Here is a 25,884-nt window from a genome sequence, read left to right on the forward strand (position 1 = left end):
TTACGGGGGTGTAGAAGGGGGGGCGTCCTCCTTGACGCCGATGCAGCTTAGAGACTGCGCAATTGATTCTCAAGTGCTATTTTTCGTTAGTTTGGCCCAGTGCTGCCGGGCTTCTCTTGGCAGTAGATATTCTTTTGATATCATCCGCGCCAATCGAATTTTGCAGCACCTACAGACTTCATTAGCCTGAAGCCAAAGCCAGATGAACTGGCAAAAAAAAGACCCGGCAAAAAGCCGGGTCAAAAACCGTGATTAGCCTGATGAGGAGATAGTCCAGGAGTCCGACCTAAGGTCTCTTGGTCTATCGACTGATCTCGCGATCAGTTGATGCAATAATAATCATTATCATTTGCAAGTCAAATGTTTCTACCTGCGCGATTGGAAAAATTTTCTTGTCCTCCTCCAATACGCTCCCGCCTCAATTGTTCTGATTGCCCTCCAGGGCCCGGTCGACCATCGCCTTGGCCATGTCGATCATGTGCACCGTCGAAAACGCCAGATCCCGGCTTGCGCCCTGCAGCTGGTTGGCTGACTCATGCGCGGTGGCAACGGCGCACCGCAGCAGATCCGAAGCATGGACCAGCGCCTCTTCGCTGCTGATGTTACGGTTCACATCAAAGAAACGTTCTTCGCTGGCCGCTTCTGACACAGCTGGTTTCAAGTAATAGTCCAGTGCCCGCTGCGCGGCGGCAGAGCCTTTTGGCGAGGTGAGGCTGGTGTCGATTTGCATGTCGGGCAGGGTATTGCTGGGGATGGTCATGACGATGGCGAGCTCCGTGAGAAATTCAAATCCGTGAGCCCAGCTTAGTACGTACTGTATTTGTGTCTTCAGTTTTAATACTACAATTTGTGTTTTGATGGTCGGAGTACCCCACGTATCGTGCCGCACATGGATAAATGGATTGAATTGGTCAAGGCCAAAATGAGTGAACTCAAAGTCACTCAAGAAATACTCGCCGAGCGCATCGGGATGTCCCAGGGTGGCGTCGGCCACTGGCTCAATAAACGTCGTCAGCCCGGCATCGCAGAGATGAATCGTGTCTTGCGGGCGCTCGGCATGGACTATCTGGAAGTGGCGATGGTGATCAGGGAGCCGCTGCCCTCAGAGGATGAGGAGATCTGTCTGACGCAAAAGTACAACCCGTACTTTCGCTACCCGGTCAGCGACTGGCGGGAAACCGGGGAGGTGCGCGACGGAGAGCTATCGACCTACGGCAACTCGCTGGCTGTCAGCAAGCCACGTTTCGAGCTGTCCGATTACCACGCACAGGGCGCGGCGTTCTGGCTGGTGGTGGTCGGCGATGCGATGACGGCACCCACGGGTGCGAGCATTGCCGAGGGCATGTTGATTCTGGTCGACCCGGCTATCGTGCCGGAGCCTGGCAAACTGGTGATCGCTCAATGGCCCGGCAGTGCCGAGGCAGTTTTTCGCAAGCTGATCGAAGAGGGCGGGCAGCGTTACCTGGTCCCGCTCAATCCGACCTATCCGAAAGCCCTTTACACCGAGGAATGCCGAATCATCGGCGTGGTGGTTCAGGCGACTGCCAAATTTTAATCGGATCGGTCCTCGCAACGCGTAGGACCGATCTTCATTTCACGCTTGTTCCAACTCCACCAACGCACTGCCTTCGCCGACCATTTCGCCTTCCTGGCAATACAATGCCTTGATCACCCCGGCATGGGGCGCGCGAATGCTGTGCTCCATCTTCATCGCTTCCAGCACCACCAGTTGCGCCCCGGCTTCGACCGTTTGCCCGGCCTCCACCAACACCCGCACGATGCTGCCGTTCATGGGCGCGGTGAGCCCGCCCTGATGGCTGTGACTGGCTTCGACGGCGCCGATCGGGTCAAACGACTCGATGCGGCGCAGCTCGCCGTCCCATTGCAGATACAGCGCATCGCCACGGCGGATGGCCCGGTGCTGGCGGCGCAAACCGCTGTGCTCGGTCAGCAGGTATTCACCCTTGAGCCGTGCGGTATGCATGTCGGCATTGCCCAGGGTCAGCGCCCGGTCTTGCCCTTCGCAACTCAAGTGCAAAGTGATTTCTGTCGGCAATCCGGCACGGAAACCATTGTTGAAGGCCCACGGCGAACTCGGATCATCGGCGCGCAACACAGACGGCTGACTTTGCGCAAACGCCTGGGCCGCCGCTTGCCAGAACTCATCACTGAGCGGCGAAGGTGCTGGCAGCAGTTGCTCCTGATAACGCGGAATGAACCCGGTATCCAGTTCGGCGGCGGCAAACGCCGGGTGGCCGATGATCCGGTGCAGGAAGTTGATGTTGGTCTTCAGCCCGCCAATGGCAAACTCCTCGAGCATGCTCAGCAATCGCAGCCGCGCCTGTTCACGGTCTTCGCCCCAGGCAATCAGCTTGCCAAGCATCGGGTCGTAGAACGGCGAAATCTCGTCGCCTTCTTCGACGCCACTGTCCACACGACGCCCCGGCCCTTCGGCGGATTCGCGGTACAACGCCAGGCGCCCGGTGGCCGGCAGAAAATCGTTGCCCGGGTCTTCGGCATACAACCGTACTTCGATCGCATGGCCGATCAGCGGCACCTGATCCTGTGTCATCGGCAGCGCTTCGCCACGGGCTACACGAATCTGCCAGGCCACCAGGTCGAGGCCGGTAATGGCCTCGGTTACCGGGTGTTCGACTTGCAGGCGCGTGTTCATTTCCATGAAGAAGAACTCACCGCGCGCATCCAGCAAAAACTCCACGGTGCCAGCGCCGACATAACCGATCGCTTGAGCCGAACGCACGGCGGCTTCACCCATGGCCCGACGCAGTTCCGGGCTCAGGCCTGGAGCGGGTGCTTCTTCGACGACTTTCTGATGACGACGCTGAATCGAGCAGTCACGCTCGTTGAGATACAGACAGTTGCCATGCTGGTCGGCGAACACCTGGATTTCCACGTGACGTGGCTTGAGCAGGTATTTCTCGACCAACATCCGCGAATCGCCGAACGACGATTGTGCTTCACGCTGCGCCGAGGCCAGGGCTTCGGCCAGTTGGCTGACGTCCTCGACCACTTTCATGCCTTTGCCGCCGCCGCCCGCCGTAGCCTTGAGCAACACCGGATAACCAATGCGTTCGCAGGCATCGCGGAAGGTGTCGAGGTCCTGGGCTTCGCCGTGATAGCCGGGCACCAGCGGCACACCGGCGGTTTCCATCAAGGCTTTGGCCGCGGACTTGCTGCCCATGGCGTCGATGGCCGAGGCGGGCGGGCCGAGGAAGATCAGGCCAGCCGCCTCGATCGCCCGGGCGAACCCGGCGTTTTCCGAGAGAAAACCATAACCGGGATGAATCGCCTGAGCACCGCTGGCTTTCGCGGCGGCGATCAGTTTGTCGATTTGCAGGTAACTGTCGGCGGCTTTGCTGCCGCCCAGGTCGACGCGGATATCCGCTTCGCGGCTGTGCCGGGCGTCACGGTCGGTGGCGCTGTGCACGGCCACAGTGGTCAGGCCCAGAGCCTTGGCGGTGCGCATCACCCGGCAGGCGATTTCGCCACGGTTGGCCACCAGCAGGGTGGTGAGAACAGGTGCGCTCATCAACGCGGCTCCTTGAGGGTGATTTCGGCTTGCCAGGTGGGCGAACGTTTTTGCAGGAAGGCGCGCAGGCCTTCCTGGCCTTCCGGGCTGACGCGAATTCGGGCGATGGCATTCTCGGTGTAGCGGCGCAGCGCCGGGGTCAGCGCGCCGTTGCCGACTTCACGCAGCAGATCCTTGCTGGCGCGCATGGCTGCCGGGCTGTTGAGCAGTAGATTGTCGATCCACTGATCGACTTTCTGCTCCAGCTCAGCCATCGGATAGCTCTCTGACAACAGGCCGATTTCCCGAGCCCGTTGCCCGCCGAAACGTTCGGCAGTCAAGGCATAACGCCGCGCCGCGCGCTCGCCGATGGCTTGCACCACGAACGGGCTGATGACCGCTGGCGCCAGGCCGATGCGCACTTCCGACAGGCAGAACTGCGCGTCGTCGGCGCCAATCGCCATGTCGCAGCAACTGATCAGGCCCAGCGCGCCGCCAAACGCCGCGCCCTGCACCACGGCCAGCGTCGGGACTTTCAGTTTGGCGAGGTTGTACATCAACTCCGCCAGTTCCCGGGCGTCATCAAGGTTGGTGTGGTAATCGAGTTCGGCCGATTGCTGCATCCAGGCCAGATCGGCACCTGCGCTGAAATGCTTGCCGCGCCCGCGGATCAGCAGAAAACGCAGGCTGGCATCGCCCGACACTTTGTCCAGCGCGAGGATCAGTTCGCGGATCATTTCGGCGTTGAACGCGTTGTTCTTTTCTTCTCGGCTGAGCCACAGGGTGGCAAAACCACGCGGGTCGGTCTGCAGCTCGAGGGTGTTGAAGTCGCTCATGGTTTTCTCCAGATCACATCCGGAACACGCCGAAGCGGCTCGGTTCGATGGGTGCGTTCAGCGACGCCGACAAGGCCAGGGCCAACACGTCGCGGGTCTGCGCCGGGTCAATGACGCCGTCGTCCCACAGCCGGGCGCTGGAGTAGTAGGGGTGCCCCTGTTCTTCGTACTGATCGAGGATCGGTTGCTTGATCTCGGCTTCCTGCTCGGCGCTGAAACGATGCCCGCTGCGCTCGGTTTGCTCACGCTTGACCTGCACCAGCACGCCCGCCGCCTGTTCGGCGCCCATCACGCCGATCCGCGCATTCGGCCACATCCACAGGAAGCGTGGATCGTAGGCGCGCCCGCACATGCCGTAGTTACCGGCGCCGAAACTGCCGCCGATGATCACGGTGAATTTCGGCACTTTGGCACAAGCCACGGCGGTCACCAATTTCGCGCCGTGCTTGGCGATGCCGCCGGCCTCGTACTTCTGGCCGACCATGAAACCGGTGATGTTTTGCAGGAACAGCAATGGAATGCCGCGCTGGCAGGCCAGTTCGATGAAGTGCGCGCCTTTCTGCGCGGCCTCGGCGAAGAGGATGCCGTTGTTGGCGAGGATCGCGATCGGGTAGCCATGCAGGTGGGCGAAACCGCACACCAACGTCGTCCCGAACAGTGCCTTGAACTCATCGAACACCGAGCCGTCCACCAGTCGCGCGATCACTTCACGCACGTCGAACGGTTGCTTGGCGTCGGCCGAGACCACACCGTACAACTCGTCGCTGCTGTACAGCGGCGCGATCGGTGTGCGTTGCTGCAGTTCACCGAGCTTGCGCCAGTTGAGGTTGGCCACGCTGCGTCGAGCCAATGCCAGAGCATGTTCATCGCTTTCGGCGTAGTGGTCGGCGACCCCGGAAATCTTGCAGTGCACATCGGCCCCGCCGAGGTCTTCGGCGCTGACCACTTCGCCGGTCGCGGCTTTCACCAGCGGTGGGCCGGCGAGGAAAATCGTGGCCTGCTGACGAACCATGATCGCTTCGTCGGCCATCGCCGGTACGTAAGCGCCCCCGGCGGTGCAAGAGCCCATGACCACCGCAATTTGCGGAATGCCCATGGCGCTCATGTTGGCCTGGTTGAAGAAAATCCGCCCGAAGTGCTCACGGTCCGGGAACACTTCATCCTGACGCGGCAGGTTGGCGCCGCCGGAGTCCACCAGATAAATGCATGGCAGGCGATTCTGCTGGGCGATGGTTTGTGCGCGCAGGTGTTTTTTCACGGTCAGCGGGTAATACGAGCCGCCTTTCACGGTGGCATCGTTGGCGACGATCATGCATTCGACGCCTTCCACCCGGCCGATCCCGGCAATCACGCCAGCGGCGGGAACGTCTTCGCCGTACACCGCGTAGGCCGCCAGTTGGCTGATCTCGAGAAATGGCGAACCCGGATCGAGCAGGCGATTGATCCGCTCGCGGGGCAGCAATTTGCCCCGTGAAGTGTGACGTTCTTGCGCCTTCGGGCCACCACCTTGCTGCACTTGCGCGAGCAGGGTGTGCAGGGCGTCGACCTGTTTGAGCATCGCCGCGCTGTTAGCCGCGAACTCCGCCGAACGGGGGTTGAGCTGGGTATGCAGGATAGCCATGGACAGCTCCGTTTAGCGGGTTTCGTTGAACAGTTCGCGACCGATCAGCATGCGACGGATCTCACTGGTGCCGGCGCCGATTTCATACAGTTTGGCGTCACGCAGCAGACGACCGGCCGGGAATTCGTTGATGTAGCCGTTGCCGCCGAGAATCTGGATCGCGTCGAGGGCCATTTGCGTGGCACGCTCGGCACTGTAGAGGATCACCCCGGCGGCATCCTTGCGGGTGGTTTCGCCGCGCTCGCAGGCCTGGGCCACCGCATACAGGTAGGCGCGGCTGGCGTTGAGTTGGGTATACATGTCGGCGACTTTGCCCTGGATCAGCTGGAATTCGCCGATGCTCTGGCCGAACTGTTTGCGGTCGTGGATGTACGGCACGATCAGGTCCATACAGGCCTGCATGATCCCGGTCGGGCCACCGGAAAGCACCACGCGCTCGTAGTCGAGGCCGCTCATCAGCACTTTCACCCCGCCATTGAGCACGCCGAGAATGTTTTCTTCCGGCACTTCGACGTCATCGAAGAACAGCTCGCAGGTGTTCGAACCGCGCATGCCGAGCTTGTCGAATTTGCTGCTGCGGCTGAAGCCTTTCCAGTCCCGCTCGACGATAAACGCGGTGATGCCGTGCGGGCCTTTTTCCAGGTCGGTCTTGGCGTAGATCACATAAGTGTTGGCATCCGGACCGTTGGTGATCCAGGTCTTGCTGCCGTTGAGCACGTAGTGATCGCCGCGTTTGTCGGCGCGCAGCTTCATCGAGACCACGTCAGAACCGGCGTTCGGCTCGCTCATGGCCAGGGCACCGATGTGTTCGCCGCTGATCAGTTTCGGCAGGTATTTGCTTTTCTGTTCGTGAGTGCCGTTGCGGTTGATCTGGTTGACGCAGAGGTTGGAGTGCGCGCCGTAGGACAGGGCGACCGACGCCGAACCACGGCTGATTTCTTCCATGGCGACCACGTGCGCCAGATAACCCAGGCCGGCGCCGCCGTACTCTTCCGGCACGGTGATGCCCAGCAGGCCCATGTCGCCGAATTTGCGCCACAGGTCGGCCGGGAACAGGTTGTCGATGTCGATCTGAGCGGCGCGCGGGGCGATCTCTTTGGCGACGAAGGACTGAACCTGATCGCGCAGCATGTCGATGGTTTCACCGAGGGCAAAGTTCAGGGATGGGTAGCTCATGGGGCACCTTTTGGCTTTTTTGTAGGGTGGGGAGGGCAGTAATTCAGCTCTCACCTTTACGTTAACGTAAGCCTGTGACGAATGGCTGTCAATCACCCTTTACGTTAACGTCAACTTGAGCGAGAGTAGAGCCAGTTCTGAAAGACCAGCGTCGCCTTATGTGGCTTGCCACACAAGCCTCGCTCCTACAATAAAGACAATAGGGGTCGTCATGGATCAACCCAGTGCAAACCCGCAGCGCAGCTATACCCGTGGTTCCCAGGACAAAGCCTTGCTGGCGATGACCATCGGCCAGGCGTTTGATAACACCGTCGCGCAATACCCGAACGGGGAGGCGCTGGTCGTGCGCCACCAACAACTGCGTTACACCTGGCAGCAGCTGTCGGATGCTGTTGATCTGCACGCCAGAGCATTCCTGGCGCTGGGTTTGCAAACCGGTGACCGGCTCGGCATCTGGGCCCCGAACTGCGCCCAGTGGTGCATCAGCCAGTTCGCCAGTGCGAAAATCGGCGTGATCCTGGTCAACATCAACCCGGCTTATCGCAGTTCAGAACTCGAATACGTATTGAAGCAATCCGGCTGCCAATGGCTGGTCTGTGCCGGGGCCTTCAAGACCTCCGACTATCACGGCATGCTGCAAGGGTTGGTGCCGGAATTGGCGGAGCAATCCATCGGCCGCTTGCAGAGCGAACGCCTGCCGGAACTGCGTGGGGTCATCAGCCTGGATGCGCAGCCACCCTCGGGTTTCCTGCCGTGGTCGCAATTGACCGATCTGGCGGCCAGCGTGTCGGTCGAGCAGTTGCGCGAACGCCAGGACAGCCTGTATTTCGACCAGGCGGTGAACATCCAGTACACCTCCGGCACCACCGGTTTCCCCAAGGGCGCGACCCTCAGCCACTACAACATTCTCAACAACGGTTACATGGTCGGCGAAAGCCTCGGCCTGACCGCCGATGATCGGCTGGTGATTCCGGTGCCGCTGTATCACTGCTTCGGCATGGTCATGGGCAACCTCGGCTGTGTTACCCACGGCAGCACCATGATTTACCCCAACGATGCTTTCGATCCGCTGCTGACCCTGACCACCGTCGCCGAAGAAAAAGCTACTGCGCTTTATGGTGTGCCGACCATGTTCATCGCCATGCTCGATCAGCCCAAGCGCGCCGAATTTGATTTATCGAGCCTGCGCACCGGGATCATGGCCGGGGCGACGTGTCCGATCGAGGTGATGCGTCGGGTTATCGGCGAAATGCACATGAGCGAAGTGCAGATTGCCTACGGCATGACGGAAACCAGTCCCGTGTCTTTGCAGACCGGTCCGTCGGACGACCTGGAGTTGCGCGTCACCACGGTCGGCCGCACCCAGCCGCAACTGGAAAGCAAGATCATCGACGAGGCGGGCAATCCGGTGCCACGCGGCACCATTGGCGAGCTGTGCACTCGGGGTTACAGCGTGATGCTCGGCTACTGGAAAAACCCGCAAGCCACCGCCGAGGCTATCGATGACGCTGGCTGGATGCACACCGGCGACCTGGCGAGCATGAACGACGAAGGCTACGTGTGCATCGCCGGGCGTAACAAGGACATGATCATTCGCGGCGGTGAGAATATTTACCCGCGCGAACTTGAAGAGTTCTTCTTCACCCACCCGGCGGTGGCGGATGTGCAGGTGATCGGGATTCCGTGCTCGCGCTATGGTGAAGAGATTGTTGCCTGGATCAAATTCCACCCGGGTCACAGCGCTACCGAGCAGGAACTGCAAGCCTGGTGCAAGGAGCGCATTGCGCACTTCAAGACACCGCGTTACTTCAAGTTCGTCGAGGAGTTTCCGATGACAGTGACCGGCAAGATCCAGAAGTTCCGGATGCGCGAGATCAGCATCGAGGAGCTCAAAGCGATGCGTTGAAGGTCAAAAGATCGCAGCCTTCGGCAGCTCCTACAAAGTTTGTGTACGGCCGTAGGAGCTGCCGAAGGCTGCGATCTTTTGAGGAAAAAGCGGAATACCGGAAAGCACAAAGGGGAGCCGAAGCTCCCCTTTAATTTTGTCGTTACGTGCTCTTTTTTTATTATTGAGGGGCGGTCTGTTGTTGTTTTTGGCAACCGTGGCCCTTTACCGCTGTTTTTGTCGATCCCCATCCGGGATCAAGAGCAAACGTATTTTTTTGAGCGCTGATCTACTTTTTCGCCAAGCGATCCAACCAGTTCGGGAGCTACCTGAAGGTAGTTTTATTGTTCTCTGCCCGGTTGCGGGTTACTCCGAAAAGCACCCTGAAAAGCACACCTTCTCCAAAAAAATCTGTTAGCTGCGTCTCTGCCGTGTTGTTCTTGTTATGTCAGAGTCGTTACGTCTTATTTTTATTGGTTTGCAGCTTTTTATTCTTGTTATGCCATAGAGATAGCAGAAGCCGTGCCAACTTTGAAAAGTCCTTTAAAATCAATGATTTGATTTTTGTGAGATTTTTTCATCCGTACCAAACCTGACAATTTGTTTCCGTGTTACTCGTTTCCGCCCCACGTTCCAGAACACGCGGTAACACCCGGACACATCCACATTGTCACTGTGCGCTGCGAGCCTTGGCCACGCGAGAACCGGTAGGGCGCCCCAGCACCGCGCAAATCTGCTGGCCGGCGCGAATCAAGGCGTCCAGGTCGATCCCGGTCTCGATGCCCAGGCCGTTGAGCAGGTAAACCACGTCTTCGGTGGCGACGTTACCGCTGGCGCCCTTGGCGTACGGGCAGCCGCCAAGGCCGGCGATGGAACTGTCGAATACCGAAATGCCTTCCAGCAGGCTGGCGTAGATATTGGCCATGGCCTGGCCATAGGTGTCGTGGAAGTGCCCGGCCAGTTTTTCCCGTGGCACATCGGCCGAAACCACTTCAAACATCTTGCGGGTCGCGCCAGCGGTGCCGGTGCCGATGGTGTCTCCCAGCGAAACCTCGTAGCAGCCCATCGCATAGAGCTCGCGAGCGACTCGGGCGACTTGCGCAGGCTTGACGTCACCTTCATAGGGGCAGCCCAGCACACAGGACACGTAACCGCGCACGCTGACGCCGTGTTGTTTGGCCGCGTCCATGATCGGCACGAAGCGCTCCAGGCTTTCGCTGATCGAGCAATTGATATTGCGCTGGGAGAACGCTTCGGACGCTGCGGCGAACACGGCGACTTCCTTGACCCCGGCGGCGATAGCGTCTTCAAAGCCCCGCAGGTTGGGGGCGAGGGCGCCGTAAGTCACGCCAGGCTTGCGCTGGATCTGTGCGAAGACCTCGGCGGAACCGGCCATTTGCGGCACCCATTTGGGCGAGACGAAACTGCCGACTTCTATATAGCCGAGGCCAGCGGCGGTGAGCGCATTGACCAATTGCACCTTGTCCGCGACGCTGATGGGTTGGGCTTCGTTTTGCAGACCGTCGCGGGGGCCGACTTCGACCAGGCGTACGTGGGTGGGGAGGGACATGGGAATCGACCTGTTGAGATTGTATGAATGTTCACAGCTCCTACACGAGCTGCTGGCTCTTGATCGTTTGCTCCAGCGCCTGGGTGCAGCGCTCTTCGGCCGTGTCGAGTTCCAGCTTCATCTGTTCGATGTCCAGCAGTTGCTGCTCGAGTTGTTCCCGACGTTCGGCAATTTTCGCCAGCATGCTGTGCAATTGCTTGGTGTTACCGCTGGAGGGGTCATAGAGCTCGATCAGCTCGCGGCATTCGGCCAGGGAAAAACCAATGCGCTTGCCCCGCAGGATCAGCTTCAGGCTGACCTTGTCACGGGGCGAATAAATGCGTTCCTGACCGCGACGTTCGGGGCTGAGCAGGCCTTGCTCTTCATAGAAGCGAATGGCCCGGGTGGTGATGTCGAGTTCGCGGGCGAGGTCGGAAATGCTATAGGTCTGGCTGCTCATGGAAGCGCTCGAAAAAGGTCATGGCGCTAAGCTAATGTCAGGTTGACGTTTACGTCAAGGGGCATGGATCTTCGTTGGTATCACCGGCGTCTTCGCGGGCTTGCCCGCGAAGAACAATGACACGGTAACGTCCTACACCGTATCCAGCTTCTTCTCGTGCGCCGTGACCTGCTGGCACAACTCGATCATCTGCTCGCGCATCCAGCGGTTGGCCGGGTCCTGGTCGGTGCTTTCGTGCCAGTAGAGGTGGGTTTCCACCGGCGGAACTTCTTTGACCGGCAGGTTCACCGAGTACAAATCATGGCGACGAGCGAAGCGTTCCGGCACGGTCATGACCATGTCGGTCTGCTGTAACACCTGGGACGCCATCAGGTAATGCTGGGAGCGCAGGGCGATCTTGCGCTGGATGCCCATTTTGCCCAGGGCCAGGTCGACATAGCCCAGGCCGCTGCGGCGGCTGGAGATATGGATGTGGGTCAGGGACAGGTAATCGTCGAGGGTGAATTTCTCTTTGCCCGCCAGCGGATGGCCCTTGCGCATGGCGCACACATAACGGTCTTCCATCAACTTGACGTGACGCACCTGCGGATCGGTGTTGAGCGGCGCATCCACCGCGAAATCCAGGCGCCCGGCCGCCAGTTCCTTGGTGGTTTCGCGGCGTTTGGACAGGAAACTTTCGATGATCACCGTCGGCGCCATGCGGCGCAGGCGCTGGAACAGCGGCGGCAGGATCACCGCTTCGGTGAGGTCGGTCATGCTGATGCGGTAGGTCTTGACCGCCTGCAACGGGTTGAAGATGCGGCTTTCCTGCACCGACACCCGCAGCAGGGAGAGGGCGTTGCGCACGGGGCCGATGATGTTCTGCGCCATCGGCGTCGGCACCATGCCCTGGGCGGTGCGCACGAAAAGCGGATCGTTGAAGGTTTCGCGCAGGCGGGCCAGAGCGTTCGACACCGCCGGTTGAGTAATGCCGACAATCTGCCCGGCGCGGGTCAGGTTGGCTTCGGTGTAGATCGCGTCGAAGACGATGAAAAGGTTGAGGTCGACCTTGCTCAGATTCATTACGCGGCTCTCTTGTTGTAGGGGCGGTTTTGGCCTTGGCAATCAGCCGATCATATATCGGTGATGAATGTTAATACACGCCGAGAATAGGTTAGGTAAATTTTCGTAGCTGTTCTAGCATCGATTACATGACCTGAACAACTCCTCTGAACCCCAGATAAAAAGGTAGAGCTGCCATGGATTTCGCTTATTCGCCCAAGGTCCAGGAACTGCGTGAGCGCGTGACTGCGTTCATGGACACCTACGTTTACCCCGCCGAAGCGGTGTTCGAACGCCAGGTCGCCGAGGGCGATCGCTGGCAGCCGACGGCAATCATGGAAGAACTCAAACTCAAGGCCAAGGCTGAAGGCCTGTGGAATTTGTTTCTGCCTGAGTCCGAACTGGGTGCCGGCCTGACCAACCTCGAATACGCGCCATTGGCGGAAATCATGGGCCGCTCGTTGCTGGGCCCTGAGCCGTTCAACTGCTCGGCGCCCGACACCGGTAACATGGAAGTGCTGGTGCGTTACGCCAACGAAGAGCAGAAGCAACGCTGGCTCGAACCGCTGTTGCGCGGCGAGATCCGCTCGGCGTTCGCCATGACCGAACCGGACGTGGCCTCGTCCGACGCCACCAACATGGCTGCCCGTGCCGTGCGTGATGGCGATGAGTGGGTGATCAACGGCAAGAAATGGTGGACTTCAGGGGCCTGCGATCCGCGCTGCAAGATCCTGATCTTCATGGGCTTGAGCAACCCGGATGCACCGCGCCATGCGCAGCACTCGATGATTCTGGTGCCGGTGGATACGCCAGGCGTGAAGATTGTGCGTCCGCTACCAGTGTTCGGTTATGACGACGCGCCTCACGGACACGCCGAAGTGCTGTTCGAAAATGTCCGGGTGCCGTACGAAAACGTCCTGTTGGGCGAAGGACGCGGCTTCGAAATCGCCCAAGGTCGCCTCGGCCCGGGCCGAATTCACCACTGCATGCGTTCGATCGGCATGGCTGAACGCGCGCTGGAGCTGATGTGCAAACGGGCGGTCAACCGCACCGCGTTCGGTAAACCTCTGGCGCGTTTGGGCGGCAACATCGACAAAATCGCCGATTCGCGGATGGAGATCGACATGGCGCGACTGCTGACGTTGAAAGCGGCGTACATGATGGACACCGTCGGCAACAAAGTGGCGAAGAGCGAGATCGCGCAGATCAAAGTCGTCGCGCCGAACGTGGCGTTGCGGGTGATCGACCGGGCGATCCAGATCCATGGCGGGGCAGGGGTGTCCAACGACTTCCCGCTGGCCTACATGTATGCCATGCAACGCACCCTGCGCCTGGCCGACGGCCCGGACGAAGTGCACCGCGCGGCGATTGGCAAGTTCGAGATTGGCAAGTACGTACCTAAGGAAATGATGCGTAGCGGTCAGTAACACCCTGTGGCGAGGGAGCTTGCTCCCGTTCGGCTGCGCAGCAGTCGTAAATTGTACACCGCGTCTTTCCAGGAAAAATGCGGTGGCCGGTTTGAGGCCCGCTTCGCGGTCCAACGGGGGCAAGCCCCCTCGCCACAGTAAGCCCCCCAAGCCACATTGTTCGGTGTTCACTTCAATACACCCAAACCTCAACCCGCCGATTCTTGATCCGCCCTTCATCCCCGCTGTTGGCCGCCACCGGCATCTCGGCGCCAAAACCGCGAATCTCGCGAAACACCACGCCGCTTTTCACCAGTTCTCGCCGCACCGCCATGGCCCGCAGTTTCGACAGCAGGTCGGCCCGCGCGGGGTCGCTCTTGGCATCGCCAAACCCTACCAACGTCACCTGCCGATTGGTTTTGTCGTGCTGCTTTATATAGTCGAGCACCCGTGACAGGTCCTGTCGGGCCTTGTTGTCCAGCGTCGCGCTGCCTTCTTCGAAACGAAAATTCACCGTCAGCCGCTGGGCATGCCGACTGAGTGCCTGATAACCCTCGGGCATCAGCGCATTCGGTGTGACGGCCATGGCCTGAACGGTCTGCGCGATAAAACCATTGGCCGCGACAATCGCCTGGCCTTTGCTGCTCTGGGCGAACTTCACCAGCGCCTTGGCCCAGGGATTTTTCCCGTTCGGCGGCAGGTAAAAGAACAGCCGACGGGACAGCGGGTAATCTTCCGTCGCGATCAGGCTATTGAGCGGCAGCATGGCCTGGGAGTCACCATCGACAATGGCCACGGCTTTGGCCTGGCGCACATAAGGCAAACCGATGAAGCCGATGGCTTGCGGGTCCAGACTGACCGCGTCGGACAATTGCTCGCTGGATTCGAAGCGTTTCGCGTTGCCGCTCAGCATTTTCCCACGCGGGCTGAGGACCAGTTCCTTGAACGTGTCATAGGTGCCCGATTGGTCATCCCGCGCGTAGAGATGAATCGTCCCACCGCTGCCGCCGAGTTCTTCCCAGTTTTTCGTTTCGCCGCTGAAAATTCGTGCCAGTTGCTCGGTGTTGAGCTGCTTCAGCGGATTGTGCGGATGAAGGATGATGGCCAGCCCGTCGATGGCGATGACTTGTTCGGCAACCGGGCTTTTCAGGTCGCCCAGCGGTTCGAGATCCAGTCGTTCGCTGTCCTTGATCGGCCGTGACGAGGCCGCAAGATCGGCGGAGGCGATTTTCAGGGCTTTGAATCCGGTGCTGGAACCGTGGGCCGCGACTTCCACCTCGACTCGACGGCCCTGAGCGGTTTCGCCGACGATGCGTTGTTCGTTGGCTTTGTCCGGGGCTTCGCGGTGCACCTTGAGCAGGCCCTGCTCATGCATCAACCCCTCGACCAGCGCCGGCCCCAATGCCGCGCCAATGGTGTTGGAACCCTGGATGCGCAGCACCGAGCCGCGTTCGGGTGTCGGCAAATCGCCGGCCGACACCGTCAACGGCAGCACGGCGCCGAGCAGCAACAGGAACAACACGCGCAGGGTCATGCCGGCACCTAATAAGCCAAAGAAAGTGCCGGGAGAATAAGTCAGTAAGGTTTCTGAGCGATGACAGTGATCGTTCCCACGCGCAGCAAAGGAACGCCGCCGGGGACGCTCCGCGTTCCGCTGTTGAATGTGACGCAGAGCGTCACGGGATGCATTCCGTTGCTGCGCGTGGGAACGATCAGATCAGCTCAACTCAAGCCAGATCGGCGCGTGATCGGAAGGCTTTTCCATCCCGCGCAGTTCGTAATCCACGCCCGCATCTTTAACCCGCGGCAACAACCCGTTGGAGGCCATGATCAGGTCAATCCGCAGGCCGCGCTTGGGCTCATCTTCAAAACCGCGGCTGCGGTAGTCGAACCAGCTGAAACGGTCGGCAACGTCCGGGTTCAGGTGACGGAAACTGTCCACCAGACCCCAGTTCTTCAGGCGAGCCATCCATTCGCGTTCTTCGGGCAGGAAGCTGCATTTGCCGGTTTTCAGCCAGCGTTTCATGTTGTCCGGGCCAATGCCGATGTCGCAGTCTTCCGGGGAAATGTTCACATCACCCATCACCACGATCGGCTGGTCGTTGCTGAACTGGCTTTCCAGCAACTGCTGCAAATCGCTGTAGAAACGTTCCTTGGCCGGGAACTTGGTGGGGTGATCGCGGCTTTCGCCCTGTGGGAAATAGCCGTTCATGATGGTCACTGGCACACCATTGGCGTCGGCGAACGTGCCCCAGATGAAGCGCCGCTGGGCGTCTTCTTCGTCGGTGGCGAAACCTTTGTGCAGCGCAATCGGCTCCTGACGCGACAGCAGGGCGACGCCGTAGTGGCCTTTTTGCCCATGGAAATGCACGTGATAACCCAGCGCCTGAACCTCGGCCAGGGGGAACTGGTCGTCATGGACCTTGGTTTCCTGCAATCCGATCACGTCTGGTTGATGTTTCTCAATCAGCGCCGCCAGCTGATGCGGGCGAGCGCGCAGCCCGTTGATGTTGAAGGAGACGATCTTCATGGTCGGCAGTCCTGGCAAAAGTGCGATGCTAGCTGACATGTAGGAATGGGGCCAGCTTTGGGGTGAGGGGATTCGTTGTGTCCTGTCAGAGATGTGTTGGCGCGGGCAAACCCAGTCGATGAAGCTCCTCGCTTGGTCTATACCTGTCTGGGGAACTGTGAAGCCACCCCAAGGCTCGTACCAAGAAGAGCGCAGCCATCTGAGCTGTGCCCCAGGGAGATCCGCCGTTATGCCCGAAACCTCGACCGCCATCGCCGATATTCACATGCTCGACAGCGGCTATTCCCGCGAAGCGCGTTCCCTGTTGTACCAGGCGTACCGGCACGAGCCGACGTTCGGCTACCTGTTCGAAGCCGAACGCCCCGGTTATGAACAGCGGGTCCGGGCGACGGTGCGCGAACTGATCAAACAGCACTTTCTGCAGGATTTACCGGCCATCGGCCTGCTGGTGAATGACCGCTTGATCGGCATCGCCCTGATCGCGCCGCCGCAACGCCGCCTGGGTATCACCGAAAGCTGGGCCTGGCGCCTGCGGATGGTGCTCAGCACCGGGTTTCGCTGTACCCGACGCTACCTCGATTACCACGCCGCCGTGATGGCGTGCGTGCCGTCCGACTCGGTGCACGTCCTGCCATTGCTGGGGGTTCACCCGCAATTCCAGGGCAAGCACTTTGGCGAACAGTTGCTGCAAGCGGTGCACAACTGGTGCGCGGTCGATGAGCACTCCCAAGGCGTGATCCTCGACACCGGGAATCCTCGCTATCTGGAGTTCTATAAGCGTCAGGGCTATGAGGAAATTGGCGAAGTGGCCGTAGGACCGATTCGTGAGCACGTGTTTTTCCACGCCAATCCGCAGGTGTTACAAACAGCAACAGCGTAATCGCCGAACTTTTTGGGGCAAGTCCGGCTCTATCAGGCTCCCAAGCTCGTGATAGCATCCGCGCCTATGAATGTTCCAGGAAGAATGACCAGCGGCCTGCTGATGCTGTTATCCAGCTGCGCGGCGCTGGCGCAAAGTGAATTGGATGTGCGGATCAAACCGTCCAACGATGAACTGAAGGCCAATATAGAGGGCTATATCGGTAGCCTCGGCGATCGCGATGAAGAAGCCTTGCTGCGCTTCAGTCGCGGCGCCGAAGAACAGGCGCGCAAGGCCGCCCAGGCCTTGGGGTATTACCAGCCGCAAATCGACAGCGACGTGAAGGGCGGTAAGACGCCGCGCCTGGTGCTGAACATCGATCCCGGCGAGCCGATCCATTTGCGTAACGTCACGATACGTGTCGACGGTCCTGCCGCCTCGCTCAAATCCTTTCGTGTGCCCAAAAGCGACCTGCTGAAACCCGGCGCGGTGCTGAATCATGGTCATTATGAAGACGCCAAGCGGATGATCCAGAACCAGGCCTCGCGCTTCGGCTTCTTCAGTGGGCGCTTCACCCGCCAGAAGCTGTTGGTGGACCCGCGCGCGGGCGTCGCCGACATCGAATTGATCTACGACAGCGGCCCGCGTTATGCGCTGGGCAAAGTCAGTTTTGAAGGCGACACACCGTTCGACGAAGACCTGCTGCAACGCATGGTGCCGTTCAAGGTCGGTACGCCCTATGACTCCGAACTGATCGCCGAACTCAATCAGGCGCTGCAATCGAGCGGTTATTTCGAAGGCGTGCGCGTCGACGCGGCACCGACCGCATCCAAGGACGACGTGATCCCGGTGGCGGTCAAACTCGACACCCGCAAGCCTCGGACCATGGGCTTGGGTCTGGGGTTTTCCACCGATGTCGGCCCGCGAATCAAGGCCAACTGGACCCGGCACTGGGTCAACCCGCAAGGTGACAGCTATGGCTGGGAAGCCGAACTGTCGGCACCGCGGCAGAACGTCGGGGTGTTTTACGACATTCCCCTGGATCCACCGCTGACCGACAAACTGCGCTGGGCCGCTGGCTATCAATATGAAGATATCGCTGGCACCGACTCCCGCAGCAAATTGCTGACCCTCGGCCCCGAATGGCACAGCAAGTTGCCCAGCGGCTGGCAGCGGGTGGTGTCGCTTAAATGGCAACGCGAGGAATACACACTCGGTGACGACTCGGGGCTCAGCACCTTGCTGATGCCCGGCGTGAGCTATTCGTACCTGAAAAGCGACAACCGCATCGACCCGCACAACGGCTATCGCCTGCAATTCGAAACCAAGGTGGCCAAGGAAGGATTGGGTTCGGACACCAACCTTATCTACGGCACGGCACTGGTCAAAGGCCTGACCACGGTCTTCGATAAACACCGCTTCCTCGGTCGGGTGCAGGTCGGCGGCAGCGCCACCAACGGTTACAAGTCGGTGCCGCCGTCTCTGCGCTTCTTCGCCGGTGGCGATCAGAGCGTACGCGGTTACGACTACCAGAGCCTGTCCCCGGAGAACTCCGAGGGCGACCGTATCGGTGGCCGCTACATGGTGGCCGGCAGCGTCGAATATCAATACTCCATCGCCGAAAAGTGGCGGGTCGCAACCTTCATCGACCAGGGCAACTCCTTCAACACCCTTGAATTGCCGAACCTGAAGACCGGCGTCGGTATTGGCTTACGCTGGGTTTCGCCGGTGGGGCCGATTCGCCTCGATCTGGCCCACGCGATGGACGACGACGGCGGCATTCGACTGCACTTTTCCATGGGGCCTGAGCTGTGAAGCGTGGTTTGAAAATAGCGCTGCTGGCGATCCCGGCGCTGCTGATGCTGGTCGTGCTGGCCTTGATCATCGTGCTGGGTACGGCGACGGGCAGTCGCTGGGCGCTCGGGTTGGTGCCGGGTTTGACCGTGGAGAATTTCCAGGGCCGTTTGGGTGGACAGTGGAGCGCCGACCATCTGCTGTGGCAGCAGGACAACAGCCGGGTTGAGCTGAACCAGGCGATTTTCGCCTGGTCGCCGCTGTGCCTGACGCGCATGACGCTGTGCATCGAGCAGTTGCAGGCCGAGCAGGTCAGCCTGCAATTCCCGCCCGGCGCAGAAGAGCAAAGCAGCGGGCCGATCAGCCTTCCGGATTTGAAATTGCCACTGGCCATCGAGTTGGGTGACGTCAAGGTCGGCCGTCTGCTGTTCAATGGCAGCGAAGAGCTCAAAGGCCTGCAACTGGCGGCGCACTGGACCGAAAAGGGTTTGCAGATCGACTCGGTGCACTTGCAGCGGGATGAACTGAGCCTGAACCTGTCCGGCCTGTTGCAACCGAGCGGCAACTGGCCGCTGACCGCCGAAGGCAAACTGACCTTGCCGGCGCCGGGCACCGAACCCTGGGCACTGGTGTTGAAGGTCGACGGCGATCTGCTGAAAACCCTGAACCTGAAAGCCGACAGCAGCGGTTACCTGAACGGGCAGTTGACCGGCGAATTGCAGCCGCTGGTGGAAAACCTGCCGGCCAAAGTGCGCATCACCGCTGACGGCTTCAAGGCCAGCGCCGATCTACCGGACACCCTGCAACTCAATCAACTGGAACTCACCGGCGATGGCGACCTGAAAAACGGCTACCAGTTGCTCGGCAAAGCCACGTTGCCCGCCGAACAAGGCCCGGTCGCGTTGTTGCTGCAAGGCAAGGTCGACGCCAAGGGCGCGCAAATCGCTGGTCTCGACCTGACCGCCAATGACAAACAAAGCCTCAAGCTCACCGGGCAACTGGATTGGAGCAAAGGCCTCAGTGCCGATGCGAAAATCGACTGGCTGGATTTCCCCTGGCACCGCCTCTATCCGCTGATCGACGAGCCGCAAGTGGCACTGCGCAGCTTCAACGGTGAAGTCTCCTACACCGACGGCAACTACATCGGTAACTTCAAGGCCACACTGGATGGTCCGGCCGGGGCGTTCAGCCTGAACAGCCCGTTCAGCGGCGACCTGAGCCAAATTCATCTACCGCAATTCAAACTCGAAGCCGGGCAGGGCAAGGCCGAAGGGCACCTGAACCTGCAATTTGCCGACGGCATCGCCTGGGATACCGCGCTGGACCTCTCGGCGATCAACCCGGCGTACTGGCTCGCGGAGTTGCCGGGTACCTTGGCGGGTCCGTTACGCAGCAAAGGCGAGATGAAGAATGAAAGGCTCAGCCTGACCGCCGACCTGGATCTGAAAGGCAAACTGCGCGGGCAGCCGGCGGTGTTGCAAGCCAAGGCTGATGGCGGCGGCGAGCAATGGAACCTCAGCGCGTTGCAGATTCGCCTGGGTGACAACAGCATCAATGGGCAAGGCAGCCTGCAACAGAAACTCGCCGGCCAGATCGACATCAAAATGCCGCGTCTGGCGCAACTCTGGCCGCAACTGCGCGGCCAGTTCAATGGTCGGGTCAATGTCGCCGGCACGCTCAAGGCACCGCAAGGCAAACTCGACCTGCAAGGCACGCAACTGGTCTTCGAAGACAACCGCCTGCAAAGCCTCAATCTCGACGCCACCCTCGACAGCGCCCAACGGGCGAAGATCGACCTCAAGGGCAGCGGCATCCAGACTGGCGACACATCACTGGGCACCTTGACCGCCAGCGGCCAGGGTGACATCAAAAACCAGAAGCTGACCCTCGACCTGCAAGGACCGAAGCTGAAGCTGGCGCTCGGTCTCGACGGCTCGCTGGATAAAGGCAACTGGCGCGGGCGTCTGGCCAGTGGCGATATCCAGGCCGGTGGTCAGGACTGGAAGCTGCAAAACCCGGCCAGGCTCGAACGGCTGGCGGACGGCAAAATCAACTTCGGTGCCCATTGCTGGATGTCCGGCCCGGCCAGCCTGTGTGGCGAAGACCAGCGCTTGATGCCCGAGCCAAAGCTGCGTTACCACCTCAAGCAGTTCCCGATTGACAGCCTGGCGCAATGGCTGCCGAAGGATTTTGCCTGGCAGGGCCGGCTCAACGCCGACCTGCAACTGGACTTGCCGGCCAGCGGCCCGAACGGCCAGATCAGCGTCGATGCCAGCGGCGGCACGTTGCGCATGAAGGAAAAGGATCAGTGGCTGGATTTCCCCTACCAGACCCTGAAACTCACCAGCAAACTCACACCAAAACGCATCGACACCGACCTCAACTTCGTCGGTGGCAAGCTTGGTGAGCTGATGCTCCAGGCGCAGATCAACCCGTTGCCGAAGAACAAACCACTGACCGGCTCATTCCGCCTCAATGGCCTGGATTTGTCGGTGGCGCGGCCGTTTGTACCGATGGTCGAGAAACTCACCGGGCATTTGAACGGCAGCGGCACGTTGTCTGGCGGGTTGCTGGCGCCTCAGGTGAACGGCAACTTGCTGCTCAGCGACGGCGAAATATCCGGCTCTGAATTACCGATGGATTTGGAAGCCTTGCAACTTCAAGCCGTGATTGTCGGAGAAACCGTTCAGTTGAGCGGCGGCTGGAAAAGCGGCAAGACCGGGCAGGGCAGCCTTAACGGCAACATTGCCTGGGGCCAGGTATTAAACGTGGATCTGGCGCTCAAAGGTTCGCAATTGCCGGTCACGGTCGAGCCTTATGCCAAGCTGGAAGTCGCGCCGGACCTGAAGATCTCCATGAAGGACGACAAACTGGCGATCGTCGGCAAGGTGCTGGTGCCCAAGGGCGAAATCACCGTGCGCGAGTTGCCGCCGTCGACGGTCAAGGTCTCCGATGACACGGTGATCGTCGGTCAGCAGACCGAAGAGGGCAAGCCGCCGATGGCCATGGCGATGGACATCGATGTGGTGGTCGGTGAGGAAAAACTGAGTTTTGCCGGGTTTGGCCTGACCGCCAACCTGCAAGGGCATGTGCACATCGGCGACAACATGGACACACGCGGCGAACTTTGGCTCAACGACGGGCGTTATCGCGCCTACGGCCAGCGGCTGACGGTGCGCCGGGCGCGCCTGCTGTTTGCCGGTCCCATCGATCAGCCGTACCTGGACATCGAAGCGATTCGCCAGACCGACGACGTGATTGCCGGCATTCGCTTGAGCGGCAGTGCCGAACAGCCGACCACGCAGATCTTTTCCGAGCCGGCGATGAGTCAGGAGCAGGCGTTGTCTTACCTGGTGCTGGGGCGTCCTCTGAGTACCACCGGTGAAGACAACAACATGCTCGCCCAGGCCGCCCTCGGTTTGGGTTTGATGGGCAGCTCCGGCGTGACCAGCGGGCTGGCCAAAGACCTGGGCATTCAGGACTTCCAGCTCGATACCCAAGGCAGCGGCAACACCACCAGCGTAGTCGCCAGCGGCAACATCTCCGAGAAGCTCAGCCTGCGTTATGGCGTAGGCGTGTTCGAACCGGCCAACACCATCGCCTTGCGTTACAAACTGAGCAAAAAGGTCTATCTCGAAGCCGCCAGCGGCGTGGCCAGTTCGCTGGACATCTTCTATAAGCGGGATTTCTAACTCCCCCAAGATCAAAAGATCGCAGCCTTCGGCAGCTCCTACAGAAGCGTTCTCACCATATTCAAGGGTGTACGCGATCCCGTAGGAGCTGCCGAAGGCTGCGATCTTTTTGCTTTCAGTCCCACCATTTATCAGTCAAATACAAAGCATCCTAACTATTGCGTTGACATTGGCTGCCTAAGCAGTAATATCTCGACATACATTCACTGCCTAGGCAGCTAATTGGTGGTCAGATGAAACATTTCTCCTCATACGATTTCCATAATTGCCATCTCGGCCTCTTGCTCGGCCGCGCCGCGCTGCTCAAGGACCGGATCATTGACACGCACATGGAACCCCACGGCATCACCGCCGCGCAGTTCAAAGTGTTGATCATCATGGCCCAGTTCGGTGTCGATACCCCGGCCGAGCTGTGCCGCCACCTGTCGCTGGACAGTGGTTCGATGACCCGCATGCTCGATCGTCTGGAACAGAAAGGTTTCCTCGCCCGCCAACGCTCCGAGGCAGACCGCCGTCAGGTGCAACTGGTGCTGACCGAACAAGGCCAGCAGTTGACTGACCAGCTGCCGCAGATCGGCGCCGATGCCATGAATGAACTGGCCGGCGCCATCACCCCGGAAGAATTGAAAACCCTGGAACACATCCTGAAGAAAATCCTGGTAGCGGCGGGTGACTCGATCACCTTGCTGCGGGTAGGTGGCAATGAACAGTAAGCGCCTGCGTACCGGACTGAGCCTGGTGCTGTTGGCCATGAGCGTCGCCGGTTGCGCCAGTTACAGTGGCTTGAACACCGAAGGCGTCAGCCTCGATGCGAAGAACCTCAAGGCCGGGCAGTCGCTCAACGGCGTGACCCTGACGCCCGCCGCATGGCCGAAAAGCGATTGGTGGAAAAGCCTCGGCGACCCGCAGCTCGACGGCTTGATCCGCGAAGCCCTGCACGACAGCCCCGACATGCAAATCGCCGACGCCCGCGCTCACCAGGCCAGTGCTGCCGCCTATGCCGCCGATGCTGCACGGATGCCCACCCTCGATGCCAACGCCGGTGTCAGCCGTTCGCGTCTGGCCCGCGACAAAGATCCGAGCGGGCAGGGTGGCACTTACTCCACCGTGCGTAATCTCGGCGCCAGCTTCAATTACACCTTCGACCTCTGGGGCGGCCAGCGCGATGCCTGGGAAGCCGCGTTGGGCCAGGCCCGTGCCGCCGAAGTCGATCAGCAGGCCGCGCAACTGACCTTGTCTGCCGACGTCGCTCGCGCCTACAGCGATCTGGGGCAGGCACACATCATCCATGACCTGGCCAGCGAAGACCTCAAACGCACCAAACAAATGCTCGACCTCAGCCAGCGTCGCCTGAGTTCGGGGATCGACAGTCAGTACCAGTTCCAGCAAACCGAAAGCCTTGAAGCCAGCGCCGAAGCCAGCCTGATCGACGCCGAGAAACGCCTGCAAAGCGCGAAAATCGCCTTGGCGGTGCTGCTGGGCAAAGGCCCGGATCGCGGCAACGAAATCGCCCGGCCGAAAGTCCTTCAGGCCAGCGCCGTGGCGTTGCCATCGGTGTTGCCAGCGGAATTGCTCGGTCGTCGCCCGGACCTGGTGGCGGCACGCTGGCGGGTTGAGGCCGCGAGCAAAAACATCGCGGCGAGCAAGACCCGGTTCTACCCCAACCTCAACCTGAGCGCGGCGGCCGGTGTCGAGTCGTTGCTGGGGGATGCGATGTTCGGTTCCGCCAGTCGCTTTTTCAGCATCGCGCCGACGATCTCGGTGCCGATTTTCGACGGGGGCCGCCTGCGTGCCGACCTCGATTCCCGCGACGCCGATTACGACCTCGCGGTGGCGCAGTACAACAAAAGCCTGGTGAAAGCTTTAGGCGATGTCAGCGACACCATCAACCAGTTGCACGATATCGGCCGGCAAATCGGTGCCCAGCAACATGCCACCGACATTGCCCAGGACTCTTACAACACCGTGGTCCAGCGCTACGGTTCCGGCATCGGTAACTACCTCGATGTGCTCAGCATCGAGCAGCAGTTGCTCCAGGCCCAGCGTCAACTGGCCAACCTGAATGCCGAGCAGATCGACCTGTCGATTCAACTGATGCAGGCGCTGGGTGGCGGTTTTCAGGGCGAAACCCTGACCGCCGCCAACGCAACCCCAGCCACGCAGCACAACTAATTCAAGGTACTTGTCATGGCCACTGCCGATACAACGCCAACCCCAACTCCTGACCACGGTCAAGACACGAGCAACCCGCGCAAGCGCAAAGTGATGCTGTTTGTCCTGACGATCATGGTGATCCTCGCCGGAGCCGGCGTCTGGGGTTATCACCAATTCTTCGGCCGCTGGAGCGAAAGCACCGACGACGCCTATGTGAACGGCAACGTGGTGGAAATTACGCCGCTGGTCACCGGCACCGTCGTCAGTATCGGCGCTGACGACGGCGATTTGGTCCACGAAGGCCAGGTGCTGGTCAACTTCGACCCGAACGACGCCGAAGTCGGCCTGCAAAGTGCCCAGGCCAACCTGGCCCGCACTGTGCGCCAGGTGCGCGGTTTGTACAGCAATGTCGACGGCATGAAAGCCCAGGTCAATGCGCAGCAGGCCGAAGTGCAAAAGGCCCAGGACAACTTCAATCGGCGGAAAAACCTCGCCGCCGGCGGGGCGATTTCCCAGGAAGAGCTGTCCCACGCCCGCGATGACCTGACCTCGGCGCAGAACGCCCTGGCCAACGCTCAACAACAGCTCAAGACCACCAGCGCGCTGGTCGATGACACCGTGGTGTCGTCGCACCCGGATGTGATGTCCGCCGCCGCGCAATTGCGTCAGGCGTACCTGAACAATGCCCGCAGCACCTTGATCGCGCCGGTCACCGGTTATGTCGCCAAACGTACCGTGCAACTCGGTCAGCGGGTTCAGCCGGGCACGGCGCTGATGGCGGTGATCCCGCTGGATCAGCTGTGGATCGACGCCAACTTCAAGGAAACCCAACTGCGTGACATGCGCATCGGTCAGCCGGTGGACATTGAAGCCGACGTCTACGGCAGCGACGTCAAATACAGCGGCACCATCGACAGTCTCGGCGCCGGGACCGGCAGCGCGTTTGCCTTGCTGCCGGCGCAGAACGCCACCGGTAACTGGATCAAGATCGTGCAGCGGGTGCCGGTGCGGATTCATATCAACGCCGAAGAGCTGGCCAAGCACCCGTTGCGGGTCGGCCTGTCGACTCAGGTTGATGTCAACCTGCGTGACCAGAGCGGTCCGGTGCTGGCGCAACAGCCGCCGCAAAAGGCTTCATTCAGCACCGGCATCTACGACCGTCAGTTGGTCGAGGCCGACGCGATGATCACCCAGTTGATCCACGACAACAGCGCCGCGGTCAGCAAAACCGCGCACCGCTGATTCGCCATCACACCGACCCTGCGGGAGCGAGCCTTTGTGGCGAGGGAGCTTGCTCCCGCTCGGCTGCGAAGCAGTCGCAGAGCTTTTGGGGTCTCTTCGCGACCCAGCGG

19 protein-coding genes are annotated in these 25,884 nt (G+C 60.4%); 9 read left to right on the forward strand and 10 right to left on the reverse strand.

What is annotated here, in order from left to right; all coding sequences use genetic code 11:
* Positions 1–418 precede the first annotated feature (418 nt).
* Complete coding sequence (locus ACCC96_RS28070; protein WP_019580038.1) at positions 419–760, reverse strand: DUF6124 family protein; 342 nt, start codon at positions 758–760, stop codon at positions 419–421.
* A 129-nt stretch (positions 761–889) separates the two neighbouring features.
* Between ACCC96_RS28070 and ACCC96_RS28075 the strand changes: the two genes are divergently transcribed.
* On the forward strand, positions 890–1,555 hold the full coding sequence (locus ACCC96_RS28075; RefSeq protein ID WP_258669590.1) for a LexA family protein: 666 nt from the start codon (positions 890–892) through the stop codon (positions 1,553–1,555).
* Between the two features lie 39 nt (positions 1,556–1,594).
* On the opposite strand, the gene ACCC96_RS28080 is transcribed toward ACCC96_RS28075, so the two are convergent.
* The 4 genes from ACCC96_RS28080 to ACCC96_RS28095 are packed head-to-tail and all read right to left on the reverse strand — an operon-like array spanning position 1,595 to position 7,162.
* Complete coding sequence (locus ACCC96_RS28080) at positions 1,595–3,550, reverse strand: acetyl/propionyl/methylcrotonyl-CoA carboxylase subunit alpha (RefSeq protein WP_413697504.1); 1,956 nt, start codon at positions 3,548–3,550, stop codon at positions 1,595–1,597.
* On the reverse strand, positions 3,550–4,365 hold the full coding sequence (locus ACCC96_RS28085; protein ID WP_413697505.1) for a gamma-carboxygeranoyl-CoA hydratase: 816 nt from the start codon (positions 4,363–4,365) through the stop codon (positions 3,550–3,552). Before ACCC96_RS28085 ends, ACCC96_RS28080 begins: the two co-directional genes overlap by 1 nt.
* A gap of 13 nt (positions 4,366–4,378) precedes the next feature.
* Positions 4,379–5,986 carry a carboxyl transferase domain-containing protein gene (locus ACCC96_RS28090; RefSeq protein ID WP_413697506.1) on the reverse strand — a complete coding sequence of 536 codons (1,608 nt, stop codon included), beginning with the start codon at positions 5,984–5,986 and terminating at the stop codon, positions 4,379–4,381.
* Between the two features lie 12 nt (positions 5,987–5,998).
* On the reverse strand, positions 5,999–7,162 hold the full coding sequence (locus ACCC96_RS28095; protein WP_413697507.1) for an isovaleryl-CoA dehydrogenase: 1,164 nt from the start codon (positions 7,160–7,162) through the stop codon (positions 5,999–6,001).
* Between the two features lie 211 nt (positions 7,163–7,373).
* Between ACCC96_RS28095 and ACCC96_RS28100 the strand changes: the two genes are divergently transcribed.
* On the forward strand, positions 7,374–9,068 hold the full coding sequence (locus ACCC96_RS28100; protein ID WP_413697508.1) for an AMP-binding protein: 1,695 nt from the start codon (positions 7,374–7,376) through the stop codon (positions 9,066–9,068).
* Between the two features lie 649 nt (positions 9,069–9,717).
* Here the strand turns inward: ACCC96_RS28100 and ACCC96_RS28105 are convergent.
* The 3 genes from ACCC96_RS28105 to ACCC96_RS28115 all read right to left on the reverse strand — a co-directional run bounded on the left by ACCC96_RS28105 (position 9,718) and on the right by ACCC96_RS28115 (position 12,118).
* Positions 9,718–10,617, reverse strand: coding sequence for a hydroxymethylglutaryl-CoA lyase (locus ACCC96_RS28105; RefSeq protein WP_413697509.1), 900 nt, complete (start codon positions 10,615–10,617; stop codon positions 9,718–9,720).
* Positions 10,618–10,657: 40 nt separating this feature from the next.
* Positions 10,658–11,056: a MerR family transcriptional regulator gene (locus ACCC96_RS28110; protein WP_007904077.1), complete on the reverse strand. Its 399-nt coding sequence runs from the start codon at positions 11,054–11,056 to the stop codon at positions 10,658–10,660.
* A gap of 132 nt (positions 11,057–11,188) precedes the next feature.
* A complete protein-coding gene (locus ACCC96_RS28115) occupies positions 11,189–12,118 on the reverse strand; it encodes a LysR family transcriptional regulator (RefSeq protein ID WP_019648443.1) in 930 nt (309 codons plus the stop codon).
* 176 nt (positions 12,119–12,294) lie between these two features.
* Here ACCC96_RS28115 and ACCC96_RS28120 point away from each other — a divergent pair, with 176 nt between their 5' ends.
* A complete protein-coding gene (locus tag ACCC96_RS28120) occupies positions 12,295–13,524 on the forward strand; it encodes an acyl-CoA dehydrogenase (protein WP_030130892.1) in 1,230 nt (409 codons plus the stop codon).
* A gap of 172 nt (positions 13,525–13,696) precedes the next feature.
* Here the strand turns inward: ACCC96_RS28120 and ACCC96_RS28125 are convergent, their stop codons facing one another.
* Both ACCC96_RS28125 and xthA read right to left on the reverse strand, forming a co-directional pair.
* Positions 13,697–15,037 (reverse strand): substrate-binding domain-containing protein, encoded by a 1,341-nt coding sequence (locus ACCC96_RS28125; protein WP_413697510.1) that lies wholly within the window; start codon positions 15,035–15,037, stop codon positions 13,697–13,699.
* A 183-nt stretch (positions 15,038–15,220) separates the two neighbouring features.
* Positions 15,221–16,033, reverse strand: coding sequence for an exodeoxyribonuclease III (gene xthA / locus ACCC96_RS28130; protein WP_413697511.1), 813 nt, complete (start codon positions 16,031–16,033; stop codon positions 15,221–15,223).
* A gap of 229 nt (positions 16,034–16,262) precedes the next feature.
* Between xthA and ACCC96_RS28135 the strand changes: the two genes are divergently transcribed.
* The 6 genes from ACCC96_RS28135 (at position 16,263) to ACCC96_RS28160 (ending at position 25,774) form a co-directional block, all read left to right on the forward strand.
* Positions 16,263–16,913 (forward strand): GNAT family N-acetyltransferase, encoded by a 651-nt coding sequence (locus ACCC96_RS28135; protein ID WP_018925466.1) that lies wholly within the window; start codon positions 16,263–16,265, stop codon positions 16,911–16,913.
* A gap of 66 nt (positions 16,914–16,979) precedes the next feature.
* Entirely contained in the window at positions 16,980–18,707 is a 1,728-nt protein-coding gene (locus ACCC96_RS28140) for an autotransporter assembly complex protein TamA (RefSeq protein ID WP_413697512.1), read from the forward strand.
* Complete coding sequence (locus ACCC96_RS28145) at positions 18,704–22,378, forward strand: translocation/assembly module TamB domain-containing protein (RefSeq protein WP_413697513.1); 3,675 nt, start codon at positions 18,704–18,706, stop codon at positions 22,376–22,378. The genes ACCC96_RS28140 and ACCC96_RS28145 overlap by 4 nt, the downstream gene beginning before the upstream one ends.
* 233 nt (positions 22,379–22,611) lie before the next feature.
* Positions 22,612–23,091: a MarR family winged helix-turn-helix transcriptional regulator gene (locus ACCC96_RS28150; RefSeq protein ID WP_413697514.1), complete on the forward strand. Its 480-nt coding sequence runs from the start codon at positions 22,612–22,614 to the stop codon at positions 23,089–23,091.
* A complete protein-coding gene (locus ACCC96_RS28155; RefSeq protein ID WP_413697515.1) occupies positions 23,081–24,550 on the forward strand; it encodes an efflux transporter outer membrane subunit in 1,470 nt (489 codons plus the stop codon). The genes ACCC96_RS28150 and ACCC96_RS28155 overlap by 11 nt, the downstream gene beginning before the upstream one ends.
* Before the next feature lie 15 nt (positions 24,551–24,565).
* Positions 24,566–25,774 carry an HlyD family efflux transporter periplasmic adaptor subunit gene (locus ACCC96_RS28160; RefSeq protein WP_413697516.1) on the forward strand — a complete coding sequence of 403 codons (1,209 nt, stop codon included), beginning with the start codon at positions 24,566–24,568 and terminating at the stop codon, positions 25,772–25,774.
* Positions 25,775–25,884: the final 110 nt, after the last annotated feature.

Source organism: Pseudomonas sp. Pseusp11, assembly GCF_047304405.1.
In the GTDB taxonomy this organism is placed as follows: domain Bacteria; phylum Pseudomonadota; class Gammaproteobacteria; order Pseudomonadales; family Pseudomonadaceae; genus Aquipseudomonas.